Consider the following 22,628-nt stretch of genomic DNA (forward strand, 5'->3'; position numbering starts at 1 on the left):
CATTCCCCCCAATCGGCACCGATGCAGCCCCCAAGCAATGCATCCATGCCGCACTGCGAACTTCCCCAGCGGTTAACGCTTTTGTACGCGAAGTGGAGTTTTCCGGTTTCCCGGGTTGTGGTCACCTCGACGTGTTCTGCAGCAACATGACCAACTATCGCAGGTAATCAAGCGGGATATCAGTGTCGGTGCGCGGTTTCACCCTTGCCTTCACCCTCAAACCAACGCAAATGGATAAAAGGTCCGGCACGGTATCCGAAACGGATTCAAAACGCCTAATCAGGCTCCAAAATTTCGTCAGGACGGGATTCGGTGCCAAGATGCCGCCAAATCGGTGCCCGGCCTTCAAGCCAGCGGCCGGGCACCGGTTGTCCGAATCGGGGGAGGAAAGGATCCCGGGCTACGCCAGCAGGGCCCGGCGCAGGGTGTCCAGTCCCACCGAACCAAGCCCCAGCGCCTGGGTGTGGAACGCCTTCAGGTCGAACCGGTCCCCGGCGCGGGCGGCACGCTCGTCGCGGATCTGCTCCCACAGGCGCTGCCCGACCTTGTACGCCGGCGCCTGGCCCGGCCAACCCAGGTAGCGGGTGAACTCGAATTCCAGCTGTCCGGCCGAGATGTCCAGGTTCTTTTCCAGGAAGGCGAAGCCCGACTCGCTGTCCCAGGTCCCCGAACCCCAGGCCTCGGGAATCTGAAGCCCCAGGTGGACGCCGATGTCGAAGACGACGCGGGCCGCACGCATCCGTTGGGCATCGAGCATGCCCAGGTAGTCGCCCGGATCCGCCAGGTACCCCAGGTCGTGCATGAGCCGCTCGGCGTACAGCGCCCAGCCCTCGCCGTGACCCGAGACCCAGCAGGCATGCCGGCGCCAGTCGTTGAGCGTGTCGCGGGACATGACGGCGGTGGCCACCTGCAGGTGGTGGCCCGGTACGCCCTCGTGGTACACGGTGGTCAGCTCGGACCAGGTGGTGAACTGGTCCTCGCCCTCGGGCACCGACCACCACATGCGGCCCGGGCGGCTGAAGTCCTCGGAGGGCCCGGTGTAGTAGATGCCGCCTTCCTGGGTGGGGGCGATCATGCACTGGATCCGGTCCATGGGGGAGGGGATCTCGAAGTGCGTGCCGGCCAGCGCCAGCAACGCGGCGTCGGACTTCTCCTGCATCCAGGCCTGCAACGCGTCGGTCCCGGCCAGCTGGCGTGCGGGGTCCTGGTTCAGGATCTCCTTGGCCTCGGCGATGGAGGCTCCGGGTCGGATCTGGTCGGCCACCCGCTCCTGCTCCTTGATGATGTTCGCCAGTTCATTCACGCCCCAGGCGTAGGTCTCCTCCAGGTCGACCGCGGCACCCAGGAAGCGGCGGGACATCAGCGCATAGTATTCCCGGCCCACGGAGTCCGTTTCCGGCGCCAGCGGCAGCAGCTCCGACTCGAGCACCTTGGCCAGGCGCAGGTAGGCGGCGTTGGCGGCCGCCGCCCCGCCGGACAGGCGCTCGCCGAGTTCGGGGTCGATCTTCGTGCCGGCGGCCGCCAGGGCGTCGAAGAAGCCGCCTTCCTTGGCGTACTCCCGTCCCTGGCTGATGACGATCTTCACCTGCCGGGAGGCTGCGACCAGTCCGCGGGCTGCCGAATCGCGCAGCGAGGCGATGTACCCGTCCATCGCGGCGGGCAGGTTGTGCATGCGCTCGGCGATGAACCCGTAGTCGGCGGAGGTCTCCTGCGGCATCAAATCGAAGATGGCGCGCAGGTCCTGGGCGGGGGAGGCGATGTTGTTCAGCTCGGTGCGCCCGGTTTCGGCGATCTCGATGTCCAGCCCGAGGCGCTCGTTCATCGCGTCGAGCGTGGTTGCATCGATCGCGTCCACCGGGGCCAGGGGCTCGAGCTTGGCCAGCGCCTCGCGGGCCGCGGCGGTCTGGGCCGCCACGCCGGAAGGCGAATAGTCGGAGTAGGCGGCCTCGCTGCCGGGAAGGCCCAGCTCGGTGGCGAACTCCGGGACGAGCTCGAGCAGGCGGGCGAAGTACTCGTTGGCGACGGCATCGATGGCGCTGGGGGTGCGCACGGCTGTGGTGTTGGTCATGGCACCAGCCTAAACGCTTCTGAAAGCGTTGTTGAAGATATTCCACGACCAATTTCGCGTTGTAGGCGGCGCTGGGCACTCCGGGCAGCACCTCGGGTCCGGCGTCAACGCACCGGATTCCAGATACAAGGGGCGGTGCGTGGCACGCAGGGTGAGCCTGTGTGCCACGCACCGCCCCCGCAATGCCGTTGGCGGTTCCCCGGTGGGTGGGGGTCCGGGTGCCTGGCTAGTGCCGCCCGACCTTCCATGGCAGCGGAGCCCCGGCCAGTTCGCGGCGCCGACGGATGCGCCCGCGGCGCAGCTCCGTGCCCGAGGGCATCGACGCGGAGGAATCCTGGGACACCAGCGCGGAAACGACGGTGGCCAGGGCCGCGACTTCCTCGGCCGTGGGGTTCCCTCGGGTGATGGACAGCGCCGCGGCCTGGGCGTCGGGATGCATGTTTCGGTCGCCGGTCACAGCGGGATGTTCCCGTGCTTCTTGGCCGGAAGCGAGGCGTGCTTGTCGCGCGTGGCGCGCAACCCGCGCACGATCTGCAGGCGGGTCTCCGAGGGTGCGATGACCGCATCGACGTAGCCCAGCTCCGCGGCCTGGTACGGGTTGAGCAGCTCGGCCTCGTAGCCCTCGATGATCGCGGTGCGGCGTGCCTCCACGTCCCCGCCCTCGGCGGCCACCGTTGCCAGGTCGCGGCGGTAGAGGATGTTGACCGCTCCCTGGGCGCCCATGACGCCGATCTGCGCGGTCGGCCAGGCCAGGTTGATGTCCGCGCCCAGCTTCTTGGAGCCCATCACGATGTAGGCCCCGCCGTAGGCCTTGCGCGTGATCACCGTCAGCTTCGGCACGGTGGCCTCGGCGTAGGCGTAGAGCAGCTTGGCGCCGCGGCGGATGATGCCCTGGAACTCCTGGTCCTTGCCCGGCAGGAAGCCCGGCACGTCGACCAGGGTGAGCAGCGGGATGTTGAAGGCGTCGCAGTTGCGCACGAAGCGGGCGGCCTTCTCGGAGGCGGCGATGTCCAGCGTTCCGGCGAACTGCATCGGCTGGTTGGCGACGATGCCGATGGTGGCGCCCTCGACGCGGGCGTAGCCGATCATCACGTTCGGCGCGTAGAGCGACTGCATTTCCAGGAAGATGCCGTCGTCCACGATGTGCTCGATGACCTTGCGCATGTCGTAGGGCTGGTTGGCCGAGTCCGGGATCAGCGTGTCCAGTTCGAGGTCCTCGGCGGTCAACTCGAGCTCCTCGTCGAACTCGGTGGCCGGGGCGTCGGAGATGTTGTTCGAGGGCAGGAACTCGAGCAGTTCCTTGCAGAACTCGATCGCATCGGATTCGTCGGTGGCCAGGTAGGTGGCGGTTCCGGTGGTGGCGTTGTGCTGGCGCGCCCCGCCCAGGGTCTCCATGTCCACTTCCTCGCCGGTGACGGTCTTGATCACGTCCGGGCCGGTGATGAACATGTGGCTGGTCTTGTCGACCATGATCACGTAGTCGGTCAGCGCGGGGGAGTACGCCGCGCCGCCGGCGCTCGGGCCCATGATCAGCGAGATCTGCGGGACCACGCCCGAGGCGTGGACGTTGTTGCGGAAGATGTCGGCGAACATCGCCAGCGAGGCCACGCCCTCCTGGATGCGGGCGCCGCCGCCGTCGAGGATGCCGACCACGGGGCAGCCGTTGCGCAGCGCGAATTCCTGCACCTTGACGATCTTCTCGCCGTTGACCTGGGACAGCGAGCCGCCGTAGACGGTGAAATCCTGCGAGTAGACCGCCACCTGGCGCCCGTCCACCGTGCCGTAGCCGGAGACCAGTCCGTCGCCCAGAGGGCGTTTCTTGTCCATCCCGAAGGCGGAGGTGCGGTGCACGGCCAGGGCGTCGAACTCGACGAACGAGCCTTCGTCCATCAGCATCTCGATGCGCTCGCGGGCGGTGTGCTTGCCGCGGGCGTGCTGCTTTTCGATCGCTTCCTGGCCCGAGGGTGCCTGGGCGAGGGCCTCGCGGCGACGGAACTCGGCGATCTTGCCGGCAGTTGTCGACAGGTCGATCGATTCCGTGGCGTCAGCGACGCGGCTCTGGGTCATCCCATGGCTCCCTTGAAGTAGTTACGTAGTAGGAAAGGCACAACAACCATGCCACCTTGGCCAGTCTAATGAGGCTCTGGGCGCTTCCGTGTGTAGGAAAGCTACAAAATCGTGTCGCGTCGGGGGCCAAGTCGTCCATAAAACAAGTTACTCGTGAGTAGCTTTAGTGCCGCGGGTTCCCGTAATGTGGCTCACATGAGTGAATCGAACCGCGGGAAGATCGCCGCCAACGCCATGCCCCTGAAGGGCAAGACCATCCTGATGAGCGGGGGCTCGCGCGGCATCGGGCTGGCCATCGCGCTGCGCGCGGCCGCCGACGGGGCGAATGTCGCCATCATGGCCAAGACCGCCACCGCGCAGGCGAACCTCGCCGGGACCGTGTTCACCGCCGCGGACCAGATCACCGCCGCCGGGGGCCATGCGCTGGCCATCGTGGGGGACGTGCGCAACGACGAGGACGTGATCTCCGCCGTCGCGCAGGCAAAAGAGCGTTTCGGCGGCATCGACGTGGTGGTCAACAACGCCTCGGCCATCGACCTGTCCAAGACCGACGAGGTGTCCATGAAGAAATACGACCTGATGATGGACATCAACGTCCGCGGCACCTTCCTGCTGTCCAAGACCGCGCTGCCGCACCTGCGCGAAAGCGCCAACGGGCACATCCTCACGCTCTCCCCGCCGCTGAACCTGGATCCCAAGTGGGCGGGCATGCACCTGGCCTACACCATGGCCAAGTACGGAATGAGCATGACCACCCTGGGGCTGGCGGAAGAGCTGCGCGGCAGCGGGATCGGGGTGAACTCGCTGTGGCCCGCCACGCTGATCGACACCGCCGCGATCCGCAACATGCCCGGCGGGGAGCAGCTGGTCAAGGCGGCCCGCTCGGCAAGCATCGTGGCCGATGCCGCCCACGCGATCCTCACCTCGGACGCGCGGGCCTGCAGCGGAAACTTCTTCACCGACGAGGCCGTGCTGGCCGCGGCCGGCACCACCGACCTGTCCGGATATTCCATGGGAGCGGCCGAATCCGACCTGATCGGCGACATCTTCCTCTAGGAACCCGCCGGTGGCCGCAGCCGCATGCCGCCGGCGGCGACGAGCCGCCGGCTCCGTGGCGAATGCCGAGAAAGACTGGCTAGTCTTGGGTTCATGAGCAACCCACAGGGCCCCGGGCCGGAGCACGAAACGAACAGCGCCTTCGAGATCTCCGAGGCCGACCGCGCGCCGCTGGATGCCGCCGCCCTGCGCCGGGGCATGGCCGCGGCCGGCCTGGGGGAGCTGTGGATTTCCGAGCACACCGGGTCAACCAACGACGACCTGGCCGCACGCGCCCACGGTGCGGACCTGGCCAACCTGTCGGTGGAAACCACCGAGCACCAGATGGCCGGGCACGGGCGGCTCGGGCGCGGCTGGCAGACCCCGGCGCGCAGCGCCCTGGCCACGTCCATCTACTTCCGCCCGGGCCCCGGGTTCGACTCCTCGGGCCTGGCCTGGCTGTCGATGCTCTGCGCCGCGGCCATGGTGCAGACGCTGCGCGAGGACGCCTCCCTGGCCGCCGGGCTGAAATGGCCCAACGACGTGGTGGCCAAGGGCAGGAAGGTGTGCGGCGTGCTGGCCCAGCTGGTCATGCGGCCCGACGGCCCGGTGGTCGTGGTCGGTGCCGGGCTGAACGTGAGCCTCACCGCCGCCGAGCTGCCGGTGGACACCGCCGCCAGCCTGGGGATGCTGGGTGCTGCCACGCTCGATCGCACCGCACTGCTGGACGGCTACCTGCGCCGGGTGGCGCAGCTGTTCCGGACCTTCGAGACCGCCGGCGGGAATGCGTCGGCCAAGGCCCGCTACGCGGCGGGGGCCGGGACAACGGACGCGGAAACCCCTGACGCGGAAGCGCCCGAGGCGCCGGAAGCCACGCTGCGCGAGGTGGTGCGCTCGGTCATGGTGACCATCGGGCACCGCGTCGATGCGCACCTGCCCAACGGCGCGGTGCTGCGCGGCACCGCCATCGACCTGGACGCCGACGGATCGCTGAAGGTGCGCGAGGACGACGGCACGGTGCACAGCGTGATGGCCGGGGACGTGACGCACCTGCGCCGCTCCGACGGCTCCTACGCCTAGAGCTCCCGGCGTCGGGGCCGCCCGGCGGGCGTTCGCGAAATCGCCGGCCGGCCGGTGCCTCGAACCGGCGGCACAAGTCCCCGGACGCCGAAGCAATGCGGCCAATGCAGGGCACATCACGCAACGATGTGCGGTGCCCGGATCCGAAACGTGGGTGCACTGGCCCTACCATGGAAGGAGCAAGACCGGCACGCACAACCGGTGTGTGGGTTGAAGGAGCCGGGACGTGAAATTGATACTGGAGAAGCGCGAGCGAGTCCTCGTCAAGACCCGTGCGCACCGCCGGGTGCTGCGTGGGCCGCTGCTGCGCTTCCTGCTCCTGGTCGCCGGCACCTGCTACCTGCTGGGCCTGTTGCTGCGCGAGGACCTTCCCGGCTGGGTCATCGAGGCGCGCCCGCTGGCGCTGGCGCTGCTGGCCGTGGTGTTCGCCGTGCTGCTGGTCATCTGGTGCCTGCGCCCATGGATCCGCTGGGCCAACAGCTTCATCTACCTGACCACCGAGCGCATCGTTACCAAGCGCGGACGCCGGGCCGCGGGGCAACATTCCATCGGGTTGTACGCAATCCACGATATCGTTGCCGTGGTGAGACCCAATGCGCCGCAGCTTGCCCCCGGGACGCTGACCCTGGTGCTGGCCGAACAACGTTTCAACATCCCGCACGTCCCGGCGGTGGCCCGCATGCGCGGATACTGCATCGGGGCGATCGGTGCACTGCCGCACTTCCCCCGGGTCGATGGTGTAAACATGGAAGAAGCCGACGGCAGCGGGCCGCCGGCCAAGCCGACGAACGAAGCGCCCCACCAGCATGACCAGCAACACCCCCACGAACGAAGAGAATGGACGCAGCATGAGTGAGCGGTCGCCGGCGACGGGCACCCAACCCGCCGCGCCCACCGCTGCCCGCGACGCGGCACGTGCCCAGCGCCATCCCGCCGAGGCGCCCGAGACCCCGGCGCCAGAGGGCAACGGCGCGGCGCACCCGGCCACGGCCCACCCCGCCACGGTGCACCGGGCGGCGGAGATCGAGCCGGCGCTCGATGACCCGCTGGCCGAACTGGTCGAGGCGATGAAGCGCCCGGACCAGGTCGACGGGTCCACCCCGGAACCCGCACGCGACGCCGTCCGCGAACTGGAGCGGCGCCTGCTGGGCGCCGACCGCACCATGCGCCGGCGTGAAATGGCCGCCGGGGCCGGCGTCTCGCTGCTCTCGGCCCGCAAGATCTGGCGCGCCATGGGCTTCCCGAACCTGGGCGACGAAGAGGTCTTCTTCACCACCGTCGACCAGGACGCGCTCAAGCTGATGCTCAACATGGTCCGCGACGGCATCCTCACCGAGGAAACCGCGATCTCGCTGACCCGTTCCATCGGCCAGATGACCGACCGCATGGTGGTCTGGCAGGTCGAGGCACTGGTCGAGGACATGGTGCAGAACCAGAAGATGAGCGACCCCGAGGCGCGTCGCAACCTGGTGAACCTGCTGCCCGAGCTCATCTCGCCGCTCGAGGAGCTGCTGGTGTACTCCTGGCGCCGGCAGCTGAATGCCGCGGTCCACCGCCTGGCCGTGCGCGCCGAGACCGGCCTGGCCGCCTCCGCCGAGGGCCGCGACGGCTCCGAGGACGACGCCCCGCTGCCTTTGGCCCGCGCCGTCGGCTTCGCGGACCTGGTCTCCTACACTTCGCTCTCGCGCCGGATGAACGAGCGCACCCTGGCCCAGCTGGTGCAGCGCTTCGAATCCAAGTGCGCGGAAATCATCTCCATCGGCGGCGGCCGGCTGGTCAAGACGGTCGGCGACGAGGTGCTCTTCGTGGCCGAGACCCCGCAGGCCGGCGCGCAGATCGCCCTGGCGATGTCCCGGGAGTTTGCGGCCGACGAGCTGCTGCCCAACACCCGGGTCGCGCTGGTCTGGGGCCGGGTGCTTTCCCGCCTGGGCGACATCTACGGACCCACGGTGAACCTGGCCGCGCGGCTGACCTCGCTGGCCGAGCCCGGCACCGTGCTCACCGACGAGCTGACCGCCTCCACGCTGGCCGGGGATGCCCGCTTCGTGCTGCAGCCGCAGGAAACCACCTCGGTGCGCGGCTTCGGCGACATCAACCCGGTGCTCCTGGCGCCGGGCACCGGCTCGGGGCTGGTGCTGGACTAGATGCGCTTCGGATTCGGGCAGGTTCATGCCGTGGCGGCAACAGACATCGGGCTGCGCCGCGCGGTCAACGAGGACGCGGTGCTCGAGGCCGGAACCATCTTTGCGGTGGCCGACGGCATGGGCGGGCACGAGGCCGGCGACCTGGCCTCGCGCCTGGGCATCGGGACGCTGAACGAGATCGCCGCCGGCCCCTGCGAGGCCGGCGACCAGCAGACGCTGCTGCCGCACGCCCGCGACGTGCTGGCGCAGGTCACCGCGGCCGATGTCCGCATCCGCCAGGCCATCGGGGCCCGGGGCGGAACCACGCTGTGCGCGCTGGCGCTGGTGCGCGTGGAGGACGACGGCGGCACCTGGCCGGCGGAGACCGCCTGCACCCCGGCCACGCCCGAAACCTCGGCCCTTCCGGCTATCGACGGTCCCGCCGGGCAGGGCCCGGGCACCACCGAGGCGCTGCACCTGCCGCTTCCGGCGCTGGGCACCCCGCGCTACCTCTCCAGCACCCGCGAATCCAACGAGCCGGCCGCATCCCGGGATTCCCAGCAAGCAGGCGACGGGCCCGAGGCAGCGGCGGCGGCCGACGCACCAGCCGAACACCCGCAAGCCGAACGCCCGCATGCCGACCCGGAACCCACCACCGATGTGCTCCCGCGCGCGCAGGCCGACGCGGCACTGGCCGCCGGCGCCGTGCCGCCGGCGGTTGCCGCCACCTCCGCGAAGGTCACCGAGATCCCGCTTCCGGGGGCCGGCACCCCGGCGGAGGCCGACGAGGTCCGGCTGATGCTGCTGAACGTGGGGGATTCGCGCGGCTACCGGCTGCGCGCCGGCGTGCTGAGGCAGCTGACCCGCGACCACTCCGCGGTCCAGGAACTCATCGACGGCGGCATCATCACCGAGGCCGAGGCCCGCATCCACCCGCAGCGCAACCTGATCACCCGGGCGCTGGGCGCCGGCGGCAACTCGGTCCCCGACACCCAGTTCCACCACCCGCGCCCCGGGGACCGCTACCTGCTGTGCACCGACGGGCTCACCGGCGAGGTCGAGCACGCCGCCATGGAACACATCCTGGCCAACACCCCGGACCGCACCGAGGCCGTGGGCCGGCTCATCGATGCCGCCCTGGCCAGCGGCGGACGGGACAACATCTCGGTGGTCATCGTCGATATCGAGGGCCCAGCGGCCTGATCGGGCGCACGCCGGGCACGCCGCGCCACACGCACGCCGCCCCCGGGCACCAACCCGGGGACGTTCTGGGGCAAAATGGAGGGGTGAGCCACGAAGAACCGACCCCGCAGCCCGAGACGCACCAGCCCGTTGCCGCCCGCCCGCCCGAGGAAGCCGACGCCCTGGCCGAAGCGCTCGAGGCCGAGGCCGTGGTCCCCGACGAGGCCCTGCGCACCGAATACCAGCAGCTCACCGACGAAGTCCGCAAGCACCGCGCCGCCTACTACAACGACGACGCCCCGCTGATTTCCGACGCCGAGTTCGACAAGCTGTACTCCCGCCTGGAGCTGCTCGAGGCGCAGCACCCCGAAATCGTCGCCAACGACTCGCCCACCCAGGAGGTCGGCGGCGAGGTCTCCGCGGCCTTCGCCGAGGTGGTCCACCTTTCGCGCATGTACTCGCTGGAGGACGTGTTCTCCCTGGAGGAGGTCACCGCCTGGGGCGAGAAGACCGCGGCCAACGCCGCGCTGCGCGCGTCGGGCCACGAACTCAAGTGGCTTTGCGAGGTCAAGATCGACGGCCTGGCGGTGAACCTGCTCTACCGCAACGGCCAGCTGGTGCGCGCCGCCACCCGCGGGGACGGCACCACCGGGGAGGACGTCACGCACAACGTGCTGACCATCAAGTCGATCCCCACGCAGCTGGCGGGGGAGAACTGGCCCGAGGAGGTCGAGGTGCGCGGGGAGATCTTCATCCCCTCGGACGCCTTCGCCGCCTACAACGAGGCGCTCATCGAGGCGGGCAAGGCCCCGCTGGCCAACCCGCGCAACGCCGCGGCCGGCTCCATCCGGCAGAAGGACCCCGCGGAAACCGCCAAGCGCCCGCTGCAGATGTTCGTCCACGGCTTCGGCGTGCGCGCTGGCCTTTCCGCCGCCACGCAGTCGGAAACCTACGCGCTGATGGCCTCCTGGGGGCTGCCGGTCTCCCCGTACTCGCGCGTCGTGGACACCCTCGAGGAGGTGCTGGCGTTCATCGCCGAGAACGGGGAGCACCGCCACGACCTGTTGCACGAGATCGACGGCATCGTGGTGAAGACCGACTCCTTCGAGATCCAGCGCAACCTCGGCTTCACCTCCCGGGTCCCGCGCTGGGCGGTGGCCTACAAGTACCCGCCCGAGGAGGTCAACACCAAGTTGATCGACATCCAGGTGCAGGTCGGGCGCACCGGCCGGGTCACCCCCTTCGGCATCATGGAGCCGGTGCTGGTCGCCGGGTCCACCGTGGAGCGCGCGACGCTGCACAACCAGGACGTGGTCAAGGCCAAGGGCGTGCTCATCGGCGACACCGTGATCCTGCGCAAGGCCGGGGACGTGATCCCGGAAATCGTCGGCCCCGTGCTGCCGCTGCGCGACGGCACCGAGACCGAGTTCGTGATGCCCACGCACTGCCCCTCCTGCGGGACGGCGCTGGCCCCGGCCAAGGAGGGCGACGTGGACATCCGCTGCCCCAACGCCGAATCCTGCCCGGTGCAGCTGACCGAACGCGTCGCCCACCTGGGCGGGCGCGGCGCCTTCGACATCGAGGCGCTGGGCTACGAGGCAGCCCAGGCGCTGACCATCGGCCCGGGCGAAGACCCGGCCGAAAACGGCGGGGTGATCGTCCCGGCCGGCCCCGGCCCGCTGCGCAACGAGGCGGCGATCTTCGATCTGGCCGCCGGCAACCCGGATCCCGCGCTGCGCGAGACCCTCGCCGACGTCCAGGTGTGGCGCGAGATCCGCTCCAAGGGCGAGGGCACCGGGAAGTTCGCGCTGGTCCCGTACTTCTACTCCAAGGCCACCGCCAAGAAGCCCTCGGCACCGACCCGGACCACCGAAAAGCTCTTCGACGAGCTGGAGAAGGCCAAGGCCAAGCCGCTGTGGCGGGTGCTGGTCGGGCTGTCCATCCGGCACGTGGGGCCCACCGCCTCGCGCTCGCTGGCCACCCGGTACGGCTCGATGGACAAGATCATCGAGGCGCTGGAGGCCGAGGGCGCCCGCGAGGCGCTGGCCGAGGTCGACGGGGTCGGCGCGATCATCGCCGACGCACTGATCGAGTGGTTCTCCGTGGACTGGCACCGGGAGATCATTGCGGCCTGGGCCGCGGCCGGGGTATTGATGAAGGACGAGCAGGACGAGTCCATCACCAAGCACCTGGAGGGGATGAGCATCGTGGTCACCGGCACGCTGCCGACCTACAGCCGGGACGCGGCCAAGGAAGCGATCATCATCCGCGGCGGCAAGGCCGCCGGGTCGGTCTCCAAGAACACCGCCTACCTGGTGGCCGGCGAGGCCGCCGGTTCGAAGCTGGACAAGGCGGTCGCCCTGGGCGTGCAGGTGCTCGACGAGGAGGGCTTCGTGCTGCTGATCAACGGCGGACCCGAGGCGGTTCAGGGGCGGCCCAACCCCGAGGCCTAGCGCCGCGGGCCCGCGCCGGCCCGGCCCGCAATCCCGGCCGTCCTGTTCGCAGGTCCCGGTCCCGACGTCACCAAGGAGCAGCACATGAGCACCAACCCCAAGCACAAGCAATCGGCACGGGGTGCCGCCGAGCCATCCGAGGGCCAGGAACCCTCGCTGCGCCGCCAGCTGCTGGCCGTGGCCCGCGAGGCGGCCGCCGCCGGGGCCGCGGTGCTGGCCGAACGCGGACGCGGCCGGGTTGCCGCGGACACCAAGAGTGCCGCGGGCGACTGGGTCACCGACTTCGACCGCCGGGCGGAAATGGCGGTGCGCGACGTGATCGCAGCGGCCCGCCCCAACGACGCGATCACCGGGGAGGAGTATGGCCGCACGGTGCCGGCGGACCCCTCGGGCTACCGCTGGTCCATCGACCCGCTGGACGGCACCGCGAACTTCGTGCGCGGCATCGTGTACTACTGCACCTCGGTGGCTGTCTTCGGGCCGCTTGACGAGAGTGCTGCGGCAACGCCCGCCCGGAACACCCCCGATGCGGCCGCGGCCGATGCAGCTGCGGTCCCGGGGCACCCGGCCGCACCCACCGGCAGCTCGCTGGCCGCCGACGCCGCGGCCATGGATGCGGGCACGCACGGCTGGCTGGCCGCCGCCGTGAACGCCCCGGCGCTGGGCACCGAGTACTACGCCGCCGCCGGGGACGGTGCCTGGCTGGTGGACTCGACGCTGCACGTGGGCTCCGACGCCCGCCGCGGCGGCAGCGCGACCCGGGCGCAGCGGCTGTCCGGCGGCGACAAGGAGGAGGCCGGGCGCCTGCTGGCCACCGGCTTCGGGTACGACGCGGACCGCCGCCAGTTCCAGGTCGGCGCGCTGCTGGGATTGATGCCCGGGTTCGCCAATGTGCGGCGCATCGGCTCGGCCGCACTGGACCTGTGCCTGGTTGCCGACGGCACGCTCGATGCGTATGCGGAGTACGGCACCCAGGAATTCGACTGGGCAGCCGGCGCGCTGGTCGCGGCCGAGGCCGGGCTGCCGGTGCTGCGCCCGCGCACCGACCCGGGCTGGCAGGCCGCCGGCCACCTGGACTTCGACGCGCTGCCCAAGGAGCAGCCCGCGTCCTAGACGCAGCGGACACGCAAAAGCCCGCCGCACTCGTGGACCACGGGTGCGGCGGGCTTCCTCGTCGGCCCCCCTGCGGGGCCCGGCGCGTGCTGCCGGGCGAAAGGCTAGATGCCGAACTGCAGGCCGGCGGCCGAGTCGTCGTAGTAGTCGCGGTTCTTCAGGCCCGCGGCGGCGGCCTCGTCCAGCACCACCACGGCGTCCGGGTGCAGCTGCAGCACCGAGCCGGGGCAGGCGGAGGACAGCGGCCCCTCCAGCGCGGTGGCCACCGCGGCGGCCTTGTGGCTGCCGGTGGCGACCATGACCACGCGGCGGGCCTCGAGGATGGTGCCCAGGCCCTGGGTCACCGAGTGCGTGGGGACCGCGTCGATCCCGTCGAAGAAGCGCGCGTTGTCCTCGCGGGTCTTGGAGGAGAGGCGCTTGATGCGGGTGCGGGAACGCAGCGAGGAACCGGGCTCGTTGAAGCCGATGTGGCCGTTGGCGCCGATGCCCAGGATCTGCACGTCGACCCCGGCGGTGGCGATGGCCGCATCGTAGGCGGCGGACTGCGAGCGGATCTGCTCCTCGGAATCCCCGAAGCCGTTGGGGGTGAACAGGTTTTCCTCGCGGATGCCGATGACCTCGCACAGCTCGCGGATCAGGGTCTGGCGGTAGGACTGCTCGTGGGTGCCCTCCAGCCCGACGTACTCGTCCAGCGCGAAGGCCAGGGTGTCGCCGAAGTCGACCTCGCCGCCGGCCACCGCCTTGGCCAGCTCGCCGTAGAGGCCCAGCGGGGTGGACCCGGTGGCCACGCCCAGGACGGTGTTGCCCTCGGTGCGCGAGCGCAGCCCGTCAAGCACCGCCTCGGCGGCGAACTTCGCGGCTTCCTCGGCGGTGGCGGCGATCAGTACTTCCATGTGTGTGTTCCTTCAAGGTGGTGCGGGAAAGTGGGCCAGCGGTGCGGCCGTGAGGGCATGCATGGCGAACCTAGAGCGTATCCCGATCACGGCCGGGCATTCCAGCCGGGCCCGGGGCCAAAAGCCCGACCAGCGCCCGCGAGACGGTGCGCGAGGCGCCGAAGGTCACCAGGTCCGCCCCGCCGCGGGGCCAGCCGCACTCCACGACGATGAGCGTGCGGGCATCGGCGCGCAGCCCGTCGGCGATCTGCCAGATCCGGTGGTCCGGATCCAGCCCGCGGCCGACCAGGGCGATCTTCGCCGACGGGTCGGCATGCTTCAGGGTGCCCGCCGCCCCGGCGGAGGCCGGGCCCCACGGGACGTGCCCGACGGCCGGGTTCGCTTCGCTGTCGACCTGGATGAGCAGCGGTGCGGCAGGGTCCGCCAGCCAGGCGCGCGCTGCCGGGCCGACGTCGAAGGCGGCGGTGATGGCCGCGGCATCCGGGACCGCTCCTGCGGTGATGGCCGCGGGAACCGGGGAACCGGCCGCCCGCGGGCGGTAGGCGGCGCCCAGCACCGCGACGCGCCTTGCGGCGTCCCGAAGCCGGGCGGCCTGCAGGTCCCCGGCGTACACGGCATCGATGATGGCCCCCAGGATCCCCGCGTAGCGCTCCGCGGAGGTTTCCGAGCCCAGGCAGAGCAGATCGGCGCCGGCGGCCAGGGCCCGCACCGCTGCGGCCTGGATGCCGGTGATCGCGCTGGCCCCGGCCATGTCCAGTGCATCGGTGATGACCGCACCGGTGAAGCCGAGCTCCCCGCGCAGCAAGTCCTGCAGGATCGCTCTGGAGAACGTTGCGGGGTTTTCCGCGTCGAGCACCGGGACCATGATGTGGCTGGTCATGATGCTTGCGGTGCCCGCGGCGATCGCGGCGGCAAAGGGCACCAGCTCGCGGGTGCGCAGCGTGTGTGCGTCCACCGCGATGGTGGGCAGGGCCAGGTGCGAGTCGGTGGCGGTGCCGCCGTGGCCCGGGAAGTGCTTGGCGCACGCGGCGACCCCGGCCCGCTGCAGCCCGGAAGTGAAGGCCGCGGTGTGCCGGGCGACCAAGGCGGCGTCGGCACCGAAGCTGCGCACCCCGATGACCGGATTGGCGGCGGTGGAGTTCACGTCCGCGTCCGGGGCCAGATTCAGGTTGAAGCCCAGCGCCACGAGTTCCGCGGCGATGGCCGCGGCCGAGGCCTCGGTAGCGGCGGTATCGTCGATGCGCCCGAGGACCGCGTTGCCCGGCTGGTTGGAACCGGTGAGGTAGTGCAGGCGGGTGACGTCCCCGCCCTCCTCGTCCAGGGCCAGCAGCACCGTGGGGGAGGCCGCGCGCAACTGGGCCGCCAGCGTTGCCAGCTGTGCCGGGGAGGCGAGGTTGGTGCCGTAGATGCACACCGATCCCACCCCAGCGGCCAGCGCGTCGGCGATCCAGCCAGGCATCCGCGTGCCGGTGAACCCGGGCATCAGCGTGGCCGCGGCCAGGGTGCGCAGCCGGGCCTCACCGGGCCGGGGCGGGGCCTTGGCCGCCGTCGGCGGCGTGGTGGCGATGAAGCCCTCCGGCAGGCGGAATGGAGCGGGGGTTCCGGACGACATCAGCGCAGCACCACCCGGGAGCGGCCGCGGGCGCAGGGGTGGGGGTGCAGGCGTGCGCCCGGGCGGGGCGGGGAACACCGAGACGTGCGTGGATTGGTCATGCCAACCAGCCAACGGCACCAACGGGCAAAAGACCAGAGGTCCGGGATCGTTGCTGCAGGATCGACGCGGTGACGCAGGCACGGTGCGACGGCGCCGCGGGGCGGGGACGGGGTGGGTCGGAGGGGCACCGCGTCCGCTGTTGCCTCCTGGGTGAGGTTGGCAACAAGCTGCCGTCGCCGGGTGCCCGGCGATGGCGCGGGCTGGCACACTGGAAGGTGATGACTACCGCAACCCTCGCACCCGCCGGCACCCTGTTGATCCGTCCGGCCACCGCAGCCGACTACCCGCACATCGCGCGGATCACCGTGGACTCCTACCTGCACGCCGGACATTTCGACGACCCGGACCACGAGTACCTGCAGTTCGTGCAGCAGGTCGCCAAGCGCCATGTCGAATCCGAGATCCTGGTCGCCGAGCGCGACGGCGTGGTCATCGGCTCGGTCACCCTGGTGCGCCCGGGCAGCGAGTATGCGGACATCGCCCTGGAGGGCGAGCTGGAATTCCGCATGCTGGTCGTCGACCCGGCCGTGCAGCGCTCCGGTGCCGGACGCGCCCTGCTTGGCGCGGTGATTGCCCGCGCCCGCGAGCTCGAGGACGTGCACACCGTGTCGCTGACCACCGGCGGGCACTGGGTCGCGGCCCGCGCACTGTACGAGGCCGACGGCTTCATCCATGCCTCGGCGCGCGACTGGTACATCCCGAACACCGAGATCGTGTTGGTCGTCTACACCCTCACGCTCTAGCGCCCAGTACTTGGCGCCCGCCGCCTCACAGTGTGTGACGCGGTTCCGCTCGCCGACGTGGGCCGATTCGATAGGGTTGGGGCCACGGCCGGGCTGCCGCCGCACGGGCGGGCGGCCTTGGGCTGCCGGTTCCATCCGTCGACGTCGTGCAGGAGCGCAACATGAGCGAGATTTTTGCCACCACCATGGATCCCACCAAGCACCAGCTGATCGCGGCGTGGTTGCCGCGCCAGGAATGGTTCGCCGGCGAAGGCGAGCCGGTGCTCCAGACCCTCGGCGGCTTCCGGCTCGATGACCCGGCCGGCGAGGTGGGCATGGAATTCATCGTCGTGGCCGACACCGCACCCGCAGAGCCGGTCATCTACCACGTGCCGCTGAGCTACCGCGGGGCGGAGCTGCCCGGGGCCGAAGCATCGCTGCTGGGCACCAGCGAGCACGGGGTGCTGGGCATGCGATGGATCTACGACGGCGAGGGCGACCCGGTGTGGCAGGCGCAGGTGCGTGCGTTGCTGGCCGGGGACGCGGCTGCGCAGCACCAGAACATCTCCCACACCCTCGAGCCGCTGGTGGGCGTGGACCGCACCGCCGGCCACGGAACCGGCGAGGCTGCCGGAAACCGCAAGACCACCGTGATCCGCCACCCCGCGGCCGGTGGCGCGGGCTCGTCGGGCGCCGCGGCGTGGGTCAGCTCACCATGGACCGAAGCCGGTGCGCCGGTGCGCGGCGCGGTCATCGAATTCTCCTAGCCGCAAGGCGCCCCGGCCCCGGGAAGACCGGGGCCGGGGAGGGCCCGGCGGGCGGGCCGCGCGAAGCCATTGGCAGGGTCCGGGCGTACTAGACTAGGGGGGAAACCCCATCCGCCCACCTAGGGAGATACATGTCTGCCATCAGCCGTGAGGACGTTGCGCATTTGGCGCAGCTGGCCCACATCGAGATGAGCGATGCCGAGCTGGACAAAATGACCGGCGAACTCGGTGTCATTGTCGAATCAATCGCGTCGGTCTCCGAGGCCGCCTCGGCCGACGTCCCGGCCACCACGCACCCCATTGCCCTGTCGAACGTCTTCCGCGAGGACGTCGTGGGTCCGACGCTCACCGCCGAGGAAGCGCTGATGAACGCACCGGACTCCGTCGACACCCGCTTCAAGGTGCCGGCCATTTTGGATGGAGAGTAATCCATGAACCAGATCATCCAACTTTCCGCCACCGAGCTCGCGGCCAAGCTGCGCGCAGGCGAGATCACGTCCGTGGCCGCCGTGCAGGCACACCTGGACCGCATTGCCGAGGTTGACGGCGGGGAGCGCGGCATCCACGCCTTCCTGCACGTGAACACCGAAGAGGCGCTGGCCGTGGCCGCCGAGGTCGACGCCATCCGCGCCGCCGGCGGTACCGACGCGCAGGCGCTGCACCCGTTCGCCGGCGTGCCGATCGCCATCAAAGACCTCATCGTCACCAAGGGCCAGCCCACCACCGCGGCATCGAAGATGCTCGAGGGCTGGATGAGCCCCTACGATGCGACCGTGATCGAGAAGATCCGCGCCGCGAAGCTGCCGATGCTGGGCAAGACCAACCTGGACGAGTTCGCGATGGGTTCCTCCACCGAGCACTCGGCCTACGGCCCGACCCGCAACCCGTGGGACCTGGACCGGATCCCGGGCGGCTCCGGCGGCGGCTCGGCCGCGGCCGTGGCTGCCTTCGAGGCGCCGCTGGCCCTGGGCACCGACACCGGCGGCTCGATCCGCCAGCCCGGCGCCGTCACCGGCACCGTGGGCGTGAAGCCGACCTACGGCGGGGTCTCGCGCTACGGTGCCATCGCCATGGCCTCCTCGCTGGACCAGATCGGCCCGGTCACCCGGACCGTGCTTGACTCCGCGTACCTGCACGAGCTGATCGGCGGGCACGACGCCGCCGACTCCACCTCGCTGAACGAGCCGGTGCCGGCACTCATCGCCGCCGCCGAGCAGGGCGCCTCGGGCGACATGACCGGGGTGCGCGTGGGCGTCATCAAGGAGCTGCAGGGCGAGGGCTACGAGGCCGGAGTCCAGGAGCGCTTCGACGAATCGCTCGAGGCGCTGCGTGCCGCGGGTGCCGAGATCGTCGAGGTTTCCTGCCCGAACTTCAAGTACGCACTCGGTGCCTACTACCTGATCATGCCCTCGGAGGTCTCCTCCAACCTGGCCAAGTTCGACGGCGTGCGCTTCGGCACCCGCGTGCTGCCCGCGGAGGGTCCGCTGACCATCGAACGCGTCATGGGTGCCACCCGTGCCGCGGGCTTCGGCGACGAGGTCAAGCGCCGCATCATCCTGGGCACCTACGCGCTTTCCGCCGGGTACTACGACGCCTACTACGGTTCGGCGCAGAAGGTCCGCACGCTGATCCAGCGCGACTTCGACGCCGCCTTTGAGCAGGCCGACGTGCTGATCTCCCCGACCAGCCCGACCGTTGCCTTCGAGCTGGGCTCGAAGACCGACGACCCGCTGGCGATGTACCTCAACGACGTGGCCACCATCCCGGCGAACATGGCCGGGATCCCGGGCATCACCGTGCCCGGCGGCCTGTCCGAGGGCCTGCCGGTCGGCATCCAGTTCTTGGCCCCGGCCCGCGAGGATGCCCGCCTGTACCGTGCCGGAGCGGCACTTGAGAAACTGCTGGAAGACAAGTGGGGCGGCCGTCTGCTGGACCAGGCCCCCGAACTGTCCGCTGCCACCACCGGAGGGGTTGCCTAACATGGCCATGCACCAAGAAGAACTTGTCGACTTCGACGTCGCCCTGGAAAAGTACGATCCGGTGTTGGGCTTCGAGGTCCACGTCGAGCTGAACACCAAGACCAAGATGTTCTCCTCCGCACCGAACGTGTTCGGCGATGTGCCCAACACCAACGTCACCCCGGTGTGCCTGGGCCTGCCCGGCGTGCTGCCGGTGGTCAATAAGACCGCGGTGGAGTACGCGATCATGATCGGCCTGGCGCTGAACTGCAAGATCGCCGAGCGCTGCGGTTTCGCCCGGAAGAACTACTTCTACCCGGACACACCGAAGAACTTCCAGACCTCCCAGTACGACGACCCGATCGCGTACGACGGCTGGATCGACATCGAGCTGTCCGACGGCGAGGTCTTCCGCGTGGAGATCGAGCGCGCGCACATGGAAGAGGACGCCGGAAAGCTCACCCACATGGGCGGGTCCACCGGCCGCATCCAGGGCGCCGACTACTCGCTGGTCGACTACAACCGCTCCGGCGTGCCGCTGGTCGAGATCGTCACCAAGACCATCGAGGGTGCCGGCAAGCGCGCCCCCGAGCTGGCCAAGGCGTACGTCGCGGCGATCCGCGAAATCGTCAAGGCCCTGGATGTCTCCGATGCGAAGATGGAGCGCGGCAACGTGCGTTGCGACGCCAACGTCTCGCTGATGCTCAAGGGCGCGGAGAAGTTCGGCACCCGCACCGAGACCAAGAACGTGAACTCGCTGCGCGCCGTCGAGCACGCGGTCCGCTTCGAGATCGAGCGCCATGCAGCGGTGCTGAACTCGGGTGAAGCCATCGTGCAGGAAACCCGCCACTGGCACGAGGACACCCGCACCACGACCTCGGGCCGCCCGAAGTCCGACGCGGACGACTACCGTTACTTCCCGGAGCCGGACCTGGTTCCCGTGGTGACCACCGTCGAGTGGATCGAGGAGCTGCGCTCCCGCCTGCCCGAGCCGCCGGCCGAGCGCCGCAAGCGCCTGCAGGCCGACTGGGGCTACTCGGACGCCGAGTTCCGCGACGTGGTCAACGCCGGCGTCACCGAGCAGATCGAGGAAACCATTGCCGCGGGCACGACCGCTGCGGTGGCCCGCAAGTGGTGGATGGGCGAGATCGCCCGCCTGGCCAAGAACGCCGACAAGGACGTTGCCGACCTGGGCGTCACCTCAGCCACGATCGTCGAGCTGAACTCGCTGATCGAGTCCAAGAAGATCAACGACAAGATCGCCCGCCAGGTGCTCGAGTTCGTGGTTGCCGGCGAGGGGACCCCGTCCGAGGTCGTTGAGAAGCGTTCGCTGGCTGTCGTCAACGACGACTCGGCCTTGGGTGCCGCGATCGACGCCGCCATGGAGGCCATGCCCGACGTGGTCGCCAAGGTCAAGGGCGGCAAGCTCCAGGCCATCGGCGCGCTGATGGGCCCGGTCATGAAGGCCACCCGCGGACAGGCCGATGCCGGCCGCGTGCGCGAGCTGGTGCTCCAGAAGCTGGGCATCGAGGGCTAGTCCCCGTTTTCCGCTAGAGACGGCGTCGAGTCCCGGTCATCCACTGTGTGGGGGACCGGGGCTCGACCTCGTTAAGGATGGCTTTTGCCGCATGGACGGCCTGGCCGCAGAACGTCTGTTGGGCTCAGAACAGTGGCGGGTTGCTGTTGAACTGCCGCCAGTAGGTGTTGCGTCGCGGTCGTTGCTCGGGGTCCATGAATTTGGGCAGGATGACGGAGAAGAGCCCGTCGGCATCCCGGACCACGTCGATGAGTCCGGTGTGCTTGGCGTGATGGTGGTTCGAGCAAAATGGTCTGCCCTCGTCGATTTTGGTGGATCCGCCCTTGGCCCATTCGTCCTCATGGTCGATCTCGCAGTGCTCCGGCGGCACGGTGCACCCCGGGAAGATGCACCCGCCGTAGACGGCAAGGATTGTCTTGCGCATGTAGTCGGGGAAGTAGCGCTGCTCGGTGCCCAGATCCAGGATCCGGCTCTCCCCGTTCATTGTGATCGGGATCGCCCCGCCAACGCACAGGGCATGCCTGAGTTCGGCCGGGGTGTATTTCTGCCCGTGCAGTGTGAGCCCGGATTGCGCCGCCCGGCCTTCGAGCTCGGCCAGCGTCGTGATGATGAATATTTCCGGTGAGGGAAGCCCCGCTGTCCTGGTTCCCTTGGGTGGCCCGCCATTGGTCTTGAGCAGATTCATCAAACCTTGGAGATGCCGCTGCGGTGGAGTGAGGCCGTCGGAGCCGTATTCGGTGTTGTTCATGGCTTCCAGGATGTTGGCTTCGGAAGGCACCGGGTCCAGGGTGAGCTTGTCGGCCTCGGCGGGGTCGGTCAGCGGGAGGCCGGTTGCAGGATCGACCAGGAAGTCGGGGAAATCCGGGAGTGAAGGTGCGGTGCCGGATTGGGTGCCGTTTCCGTCCTCGGGGGTGGCAGCATGAGAACCGTTGGAACCGTTGGAACCGTTGGAAGCATTGGAGGCCTCGGCACCGTTCCAAAGGTCCCGTGCCTGCTGGAGCAACGTGTCGCGGTCCCCGGCCTTGGTGCGCGGGTTGTCCATTTGGGCAAAGAGCGCAAGCAGGGTCTCGGCGTCGGCCGCCCGGACCCGCAGCAGGAATTCGGCGATTCCGGCGTTGGTGCCGCGGTAGAACGCACCAAGTTTGGCGCGCAGCACTTCCTCGGAAGGTTCCTTGACGCCGCCGGCGAGCTCGACCCCGATGGCGCTGAGCAACTTGTTGGTGCTGCGGGGGTCTTCTTCCCGCACGGAGTCGGCCACCTGCGCTTCAAGCCGGGCGGCAAGCTCCTCGGCGTTCGGATACTGCTTGATCTCCGGGTGCAACCGCTCCAGCTTCTTGGCGGCCTCGGCAAGCTGGTCCGGTGAGGCTTGGCCGCCCGCGAGTGCCTCGGCCAGCAACGGGAATTGCGGGGGCTGTTCGATGCCGTGGACATCGGTGTGCGGGAAGAATCGGGTGGCGGCCTGCACGCGGTCGCGGGCCTCGATGAAGCCGATGCGGAAGGTGCGCTGCAGGAACTCGGTGGTGTCCTTGAAAGTGGGGCGCCCCTTCGGCGGGGTGGCGGGGGCTTCGGGCACATCGATGGTTCCGTCGATGTAGGCGGGCGGGTCCGCGAGGCACCGATTGATCCCGACGAGGGTGTCCTCGGGCAGCTCGTGGACCAGGGTGCGCTGCGCCAGATCGGTGGCCGAGAGCTGGGCGAATCCGGTGGCTCGGTGGGTGCGTTCGACCACCTGGACGAAGTAGGCCGCGTCCGCGGGGGAGCTGGTGTGCTCGGCGATGCGCGGCCCAAGTTCGTCGAGGGCCAACGCCAGTGCGGTGTAGGCGCGCAGCTCATCGTCCGGGGTCGCTGGGTACCTCGGATCCTCGCGGTTGCCCGCGAGCAGGGCGATGGCTGCTGCTGTGGTCATGGTTCAAGCA

At 69.8% G+C, this 22,628-nt stretch carries 18 protein-coding genes; 12 read left to right on the forward strand and 6 right to left on the reverse strand.

The features are described 5' to 3' along the window. Positions 1-400 precede the first annotated feature (400 nt). The 3 genes from FPY90_RS19125 to FPY90_RS19135 all read right to left on the reverse strand — a co-directional run bounded on the left by FPY90_RS19125 (position 401) and on the right by FPY90_RS19135 (position 4,135). On the reverse strand, positions 401-2,068 hold the full coding sequence (locus FPY90_RS19125) for a DUF885 domain-containing protein (protein WP_498682799.1): 1,668 nt from the start codon (positions 2,066-2,068) through the stop codon (positions 401-403). 226 nt (positions 2,069-2,294) lie between these two features. Next, positions 2,295-2,525 (reverse strand): acyl-CoA carboxylase subunit epsilon, encoded by a 231-nt coding sequence (locus FPY90_RS19130; protein WP_071215523.1) that lies wholly within the window; start codon positions 2,523-2,525, stop codon positions 2,295-2,297. Beyond that, positions 2,522-4,135 carry an acyl-CoA carboxylase subunit beta gene (locus FPY90_RS19135; protein WP_498682800.1) on the reverse strand — a complete coding sequence of 538 codons (1,614 nt, stop codon included), beginning with the start codon at positions 4,133-4,135 and terminating at the stop codon, positions 2,522-2,524. The genes FPY90_RS19130 and FPY90_RS19135 overlap by 4 nt, the downstream gene beginning before the upstream one ends. A gap of 195 nt (positions 4,136-4,330) precedes the next feature. On the opposite strand from FPY90_RS19135, the gene FPY90_RS19140 reads away from it, so the two are divergent. The 7 genes from FPY90_RS19140 (at position 4,331) to FPY90_RS19170 (ending at position 13,121) form a co-directional block, all read left to right on the forward strand. Next, positions 4,331-5,191 carry an SDR family oxidoreductase gene (locus FPY90_RS19140; RefSeq protein WP_498682802.1) on the forward strand — a complete coding sequence of 287 codons (861 nt, stop codon included), beginning with the start codon at positions 4,331-4,333 and terminating at the stop codon, positions 5,189-5,191. Positions 5,192-5,284: 93 nt separating this feature from the next. Beyond that, complete coding sequence (locus FPY90_RS19145) at positions 5,285-6,250, forward strand: biotin--[acetyl-CoA-carboxylase] ligase (protein ID WP_498682804.1); 966 nt, start codon at positions 5,285-5,287, stop codon at positions 6,248-6,250. Positions 6,251-6,476: 226 nt separating this feature from the next. Then, complete coding sequence (locus FPY90_RS19150) at positions 6,477-7,106, forward strand: hypothetical protein (protein WP_071215526.1); 630 nt, start codon at positions 6,477-6,479, stop codon at positions 7,104-7,106. Continuing rightward, positions 7,099-8,394, forward strand: a complete 1,296-nt coding sequence (locus tag FPY90_RS19155; RefSeq protein WP_071215527.1) for an adenylate/guanylate cyclase domain-containing protein — start codon at positions 7,099-7,101, stop codon at positions 8,392-8,394. Before FPY90_RS19150 ends, FPY90_RS19155 begins: the two co-directional genes overlap by 8 nt. A gap of 30 nt (positions 8,395-8,424) precedes the next feature. Further along, positions 8,425-9,576, forward strand: a complete 1,152-nt coding sequence (locus FPY90_RS19160; RefSeq protein WP_498682807.1) for a PP2C family protein-serine/threonine phosphatase — start codon at positions 8,425-8,427, stop codon at positions 9,574-9,576. Positions 9,577-9,659: 83 nt separating this feature from the next. Beyond that, a complete protein-coding gene (ligA, locus tag FPY90_RS19165) occupies positions 9,660-12,008 on the forward strand; it encodes an NAD-dependent DNA ligase LigA (RefSeq protein WP_498682808.1) in 2,349 nt (782 codons plus the stop codon). An 84-nt stretch (positions 12,009-12,092) separates the two neighbouring features. Then, on the forward strand, positions 12,093-13,121 hold the full coding sequence (locus FPY90_RS19170; protein ID WP_498682810.1) for an inositol monophosphatase family protein: 1,029 nt from the start codon (positions 12,093-12,095) through the stop codon (positions 13,119-13,121). A 104-nt stretch (positions 13,122-13,225) separates the two neighbouring features. On the opposite strand, the gene FPY90_RS19175 is transcribed toward FPY90_RS19170, so the two are convergent. Together FPY90_RS19175 and FPY90_RS19180 are read right to left on the reverse strand one after the other, a co-directional pair. Then, on the reverse strand, positions 13,226-14,014 hold the full coding sequence (locus tag FPY90_RS19175) for a glucosamine-6-phosphate deaminase (protein WP_498682812.1): 789 nt from the start codon (positions 14,012-14,014) through the stop codon (positions 13,226-13,228). Between the two features lie 70 nt (positions 14,015-14,084). After that, positions 14,085-15,626: a glycoside hydrolase family 3 N-terminal domain-containing protein gene (locus FPY90_RS19180; RefSeq protein WP_498682813.1), complete on the reverse strand. Its 1,542-nt coding sequence runs from the start codon at positions 15,624-15,626 to the stop codon at positions 14,085-14,087. A gap of 320 nt (positions 15,627-15,946) precedes the next feature. Between FPY90_RS19180 and FPY90_RS19185 the strand changes: the two genes are divergently transcribed. The 5 genes from FPY90_RS19185 to gatB all read left to right on the forward strand — a co-directional run bounded on the left by FPY90_RS19185 (position 15,947) and on the right by gatB (position 20,712). After that, positions 15,947-16,471 (forward strand): GNAT family N-acetyltransferase, encoded by a 525-nt coding sequence (locus FPY90_RS19185; RefSeq protein WP_071215530.1) that lies wholly within the window; start codon positions 15,947-15,949, stop codon positions 16,469-16,471. A 161-nt stretch (positions 16,472-16,632) separates the two neighbouring features. Beyond that, positions 16,633-17,217 carry a maltokinase N-terminal cap-like domain-containing protein gene (locus FPY90_RS19190; protein ID WP_071215531.1) on the forward strand — a complete coding sequence of 195 codons (585 nt, stop codon included), beginning with the start codon at positions 16,633-16,635 and terminating at the stop codon, positions 17,215-17,217. Positions 17,218-17,348: 131 nt separating this feature from the next. Beyond that, the gene (gatC, locus tag FPY90_RS19195) at positions 17,349-17,645 is read left to right on the forward strand and encodes an Asp-tRNA(Asn)/Glu-tRNA(Gln) amidotransferase subunit GatC (protein ID WP_071215532.1); all 297 of its coding nucleotides are present in this window, start codon (positions 17,349-17,351) and stop codon (positions 17,643-17,645) included. A 3-nt stretch (positions 17,646-17,648) separates the two neighbouring features. Beyond that, complete coding sequence (gatA, locus tag FPY90_RS19200; protein ID WP_071215533.1) at positions 17,649-19,196, forward strand: Asp-tRNA(Asn)/Glu-tRNA(Gln) amidotransferase subunit GatA; 1,548 nt, start codon at positions 17,649-17,651, stop codon at positions 19,194-19,196. Position 19,197: 1 nt separating this feature from the next. Beyond that, a complete protein-coding gene (gene gatB, locus FPY90_RS19205) occupies positions 19,198-20,712 on the forward strand; it encodes an Asp-tRNA(Asn)/Glu-tRNA(Gln) amidotransferase subunit GatB (RefSeq protein WP_286135432.1) in 1,515 nt (504 codons plus the stop codon). A gap of 124 nt (positions 20,713-20,836) precedes the next feature. Here the strand turns inward: gatB and FPY90_RS19210 are convergent, their stop codons facing one another. Next, the gene (locus tag FPY90_RS19210) at positions 20,837-22,618 is read right to left on the reverse strand and encodes an HNH endonuclease signature motif containing protein (RefSeq protein WP_498682814.1); all 1,782 of its coding nucleotides are present in this window, start codon (positions 22,616-22,618) and stop codon (positions 20,837-20,839) included. Between the last annotated feature and the right edge of the window lie 10 nt (positions 22,619-22,628).

This window comes from Arthrobacter sp. C2, assembly GCA_024207135.1.
In the GTDB taxonomy this organism is placed as follows: Bacteria; Actinomycetota; Actinomycetes; order Actinomycetales; family Micrococcaceae; genus Paeniglutamicibacter.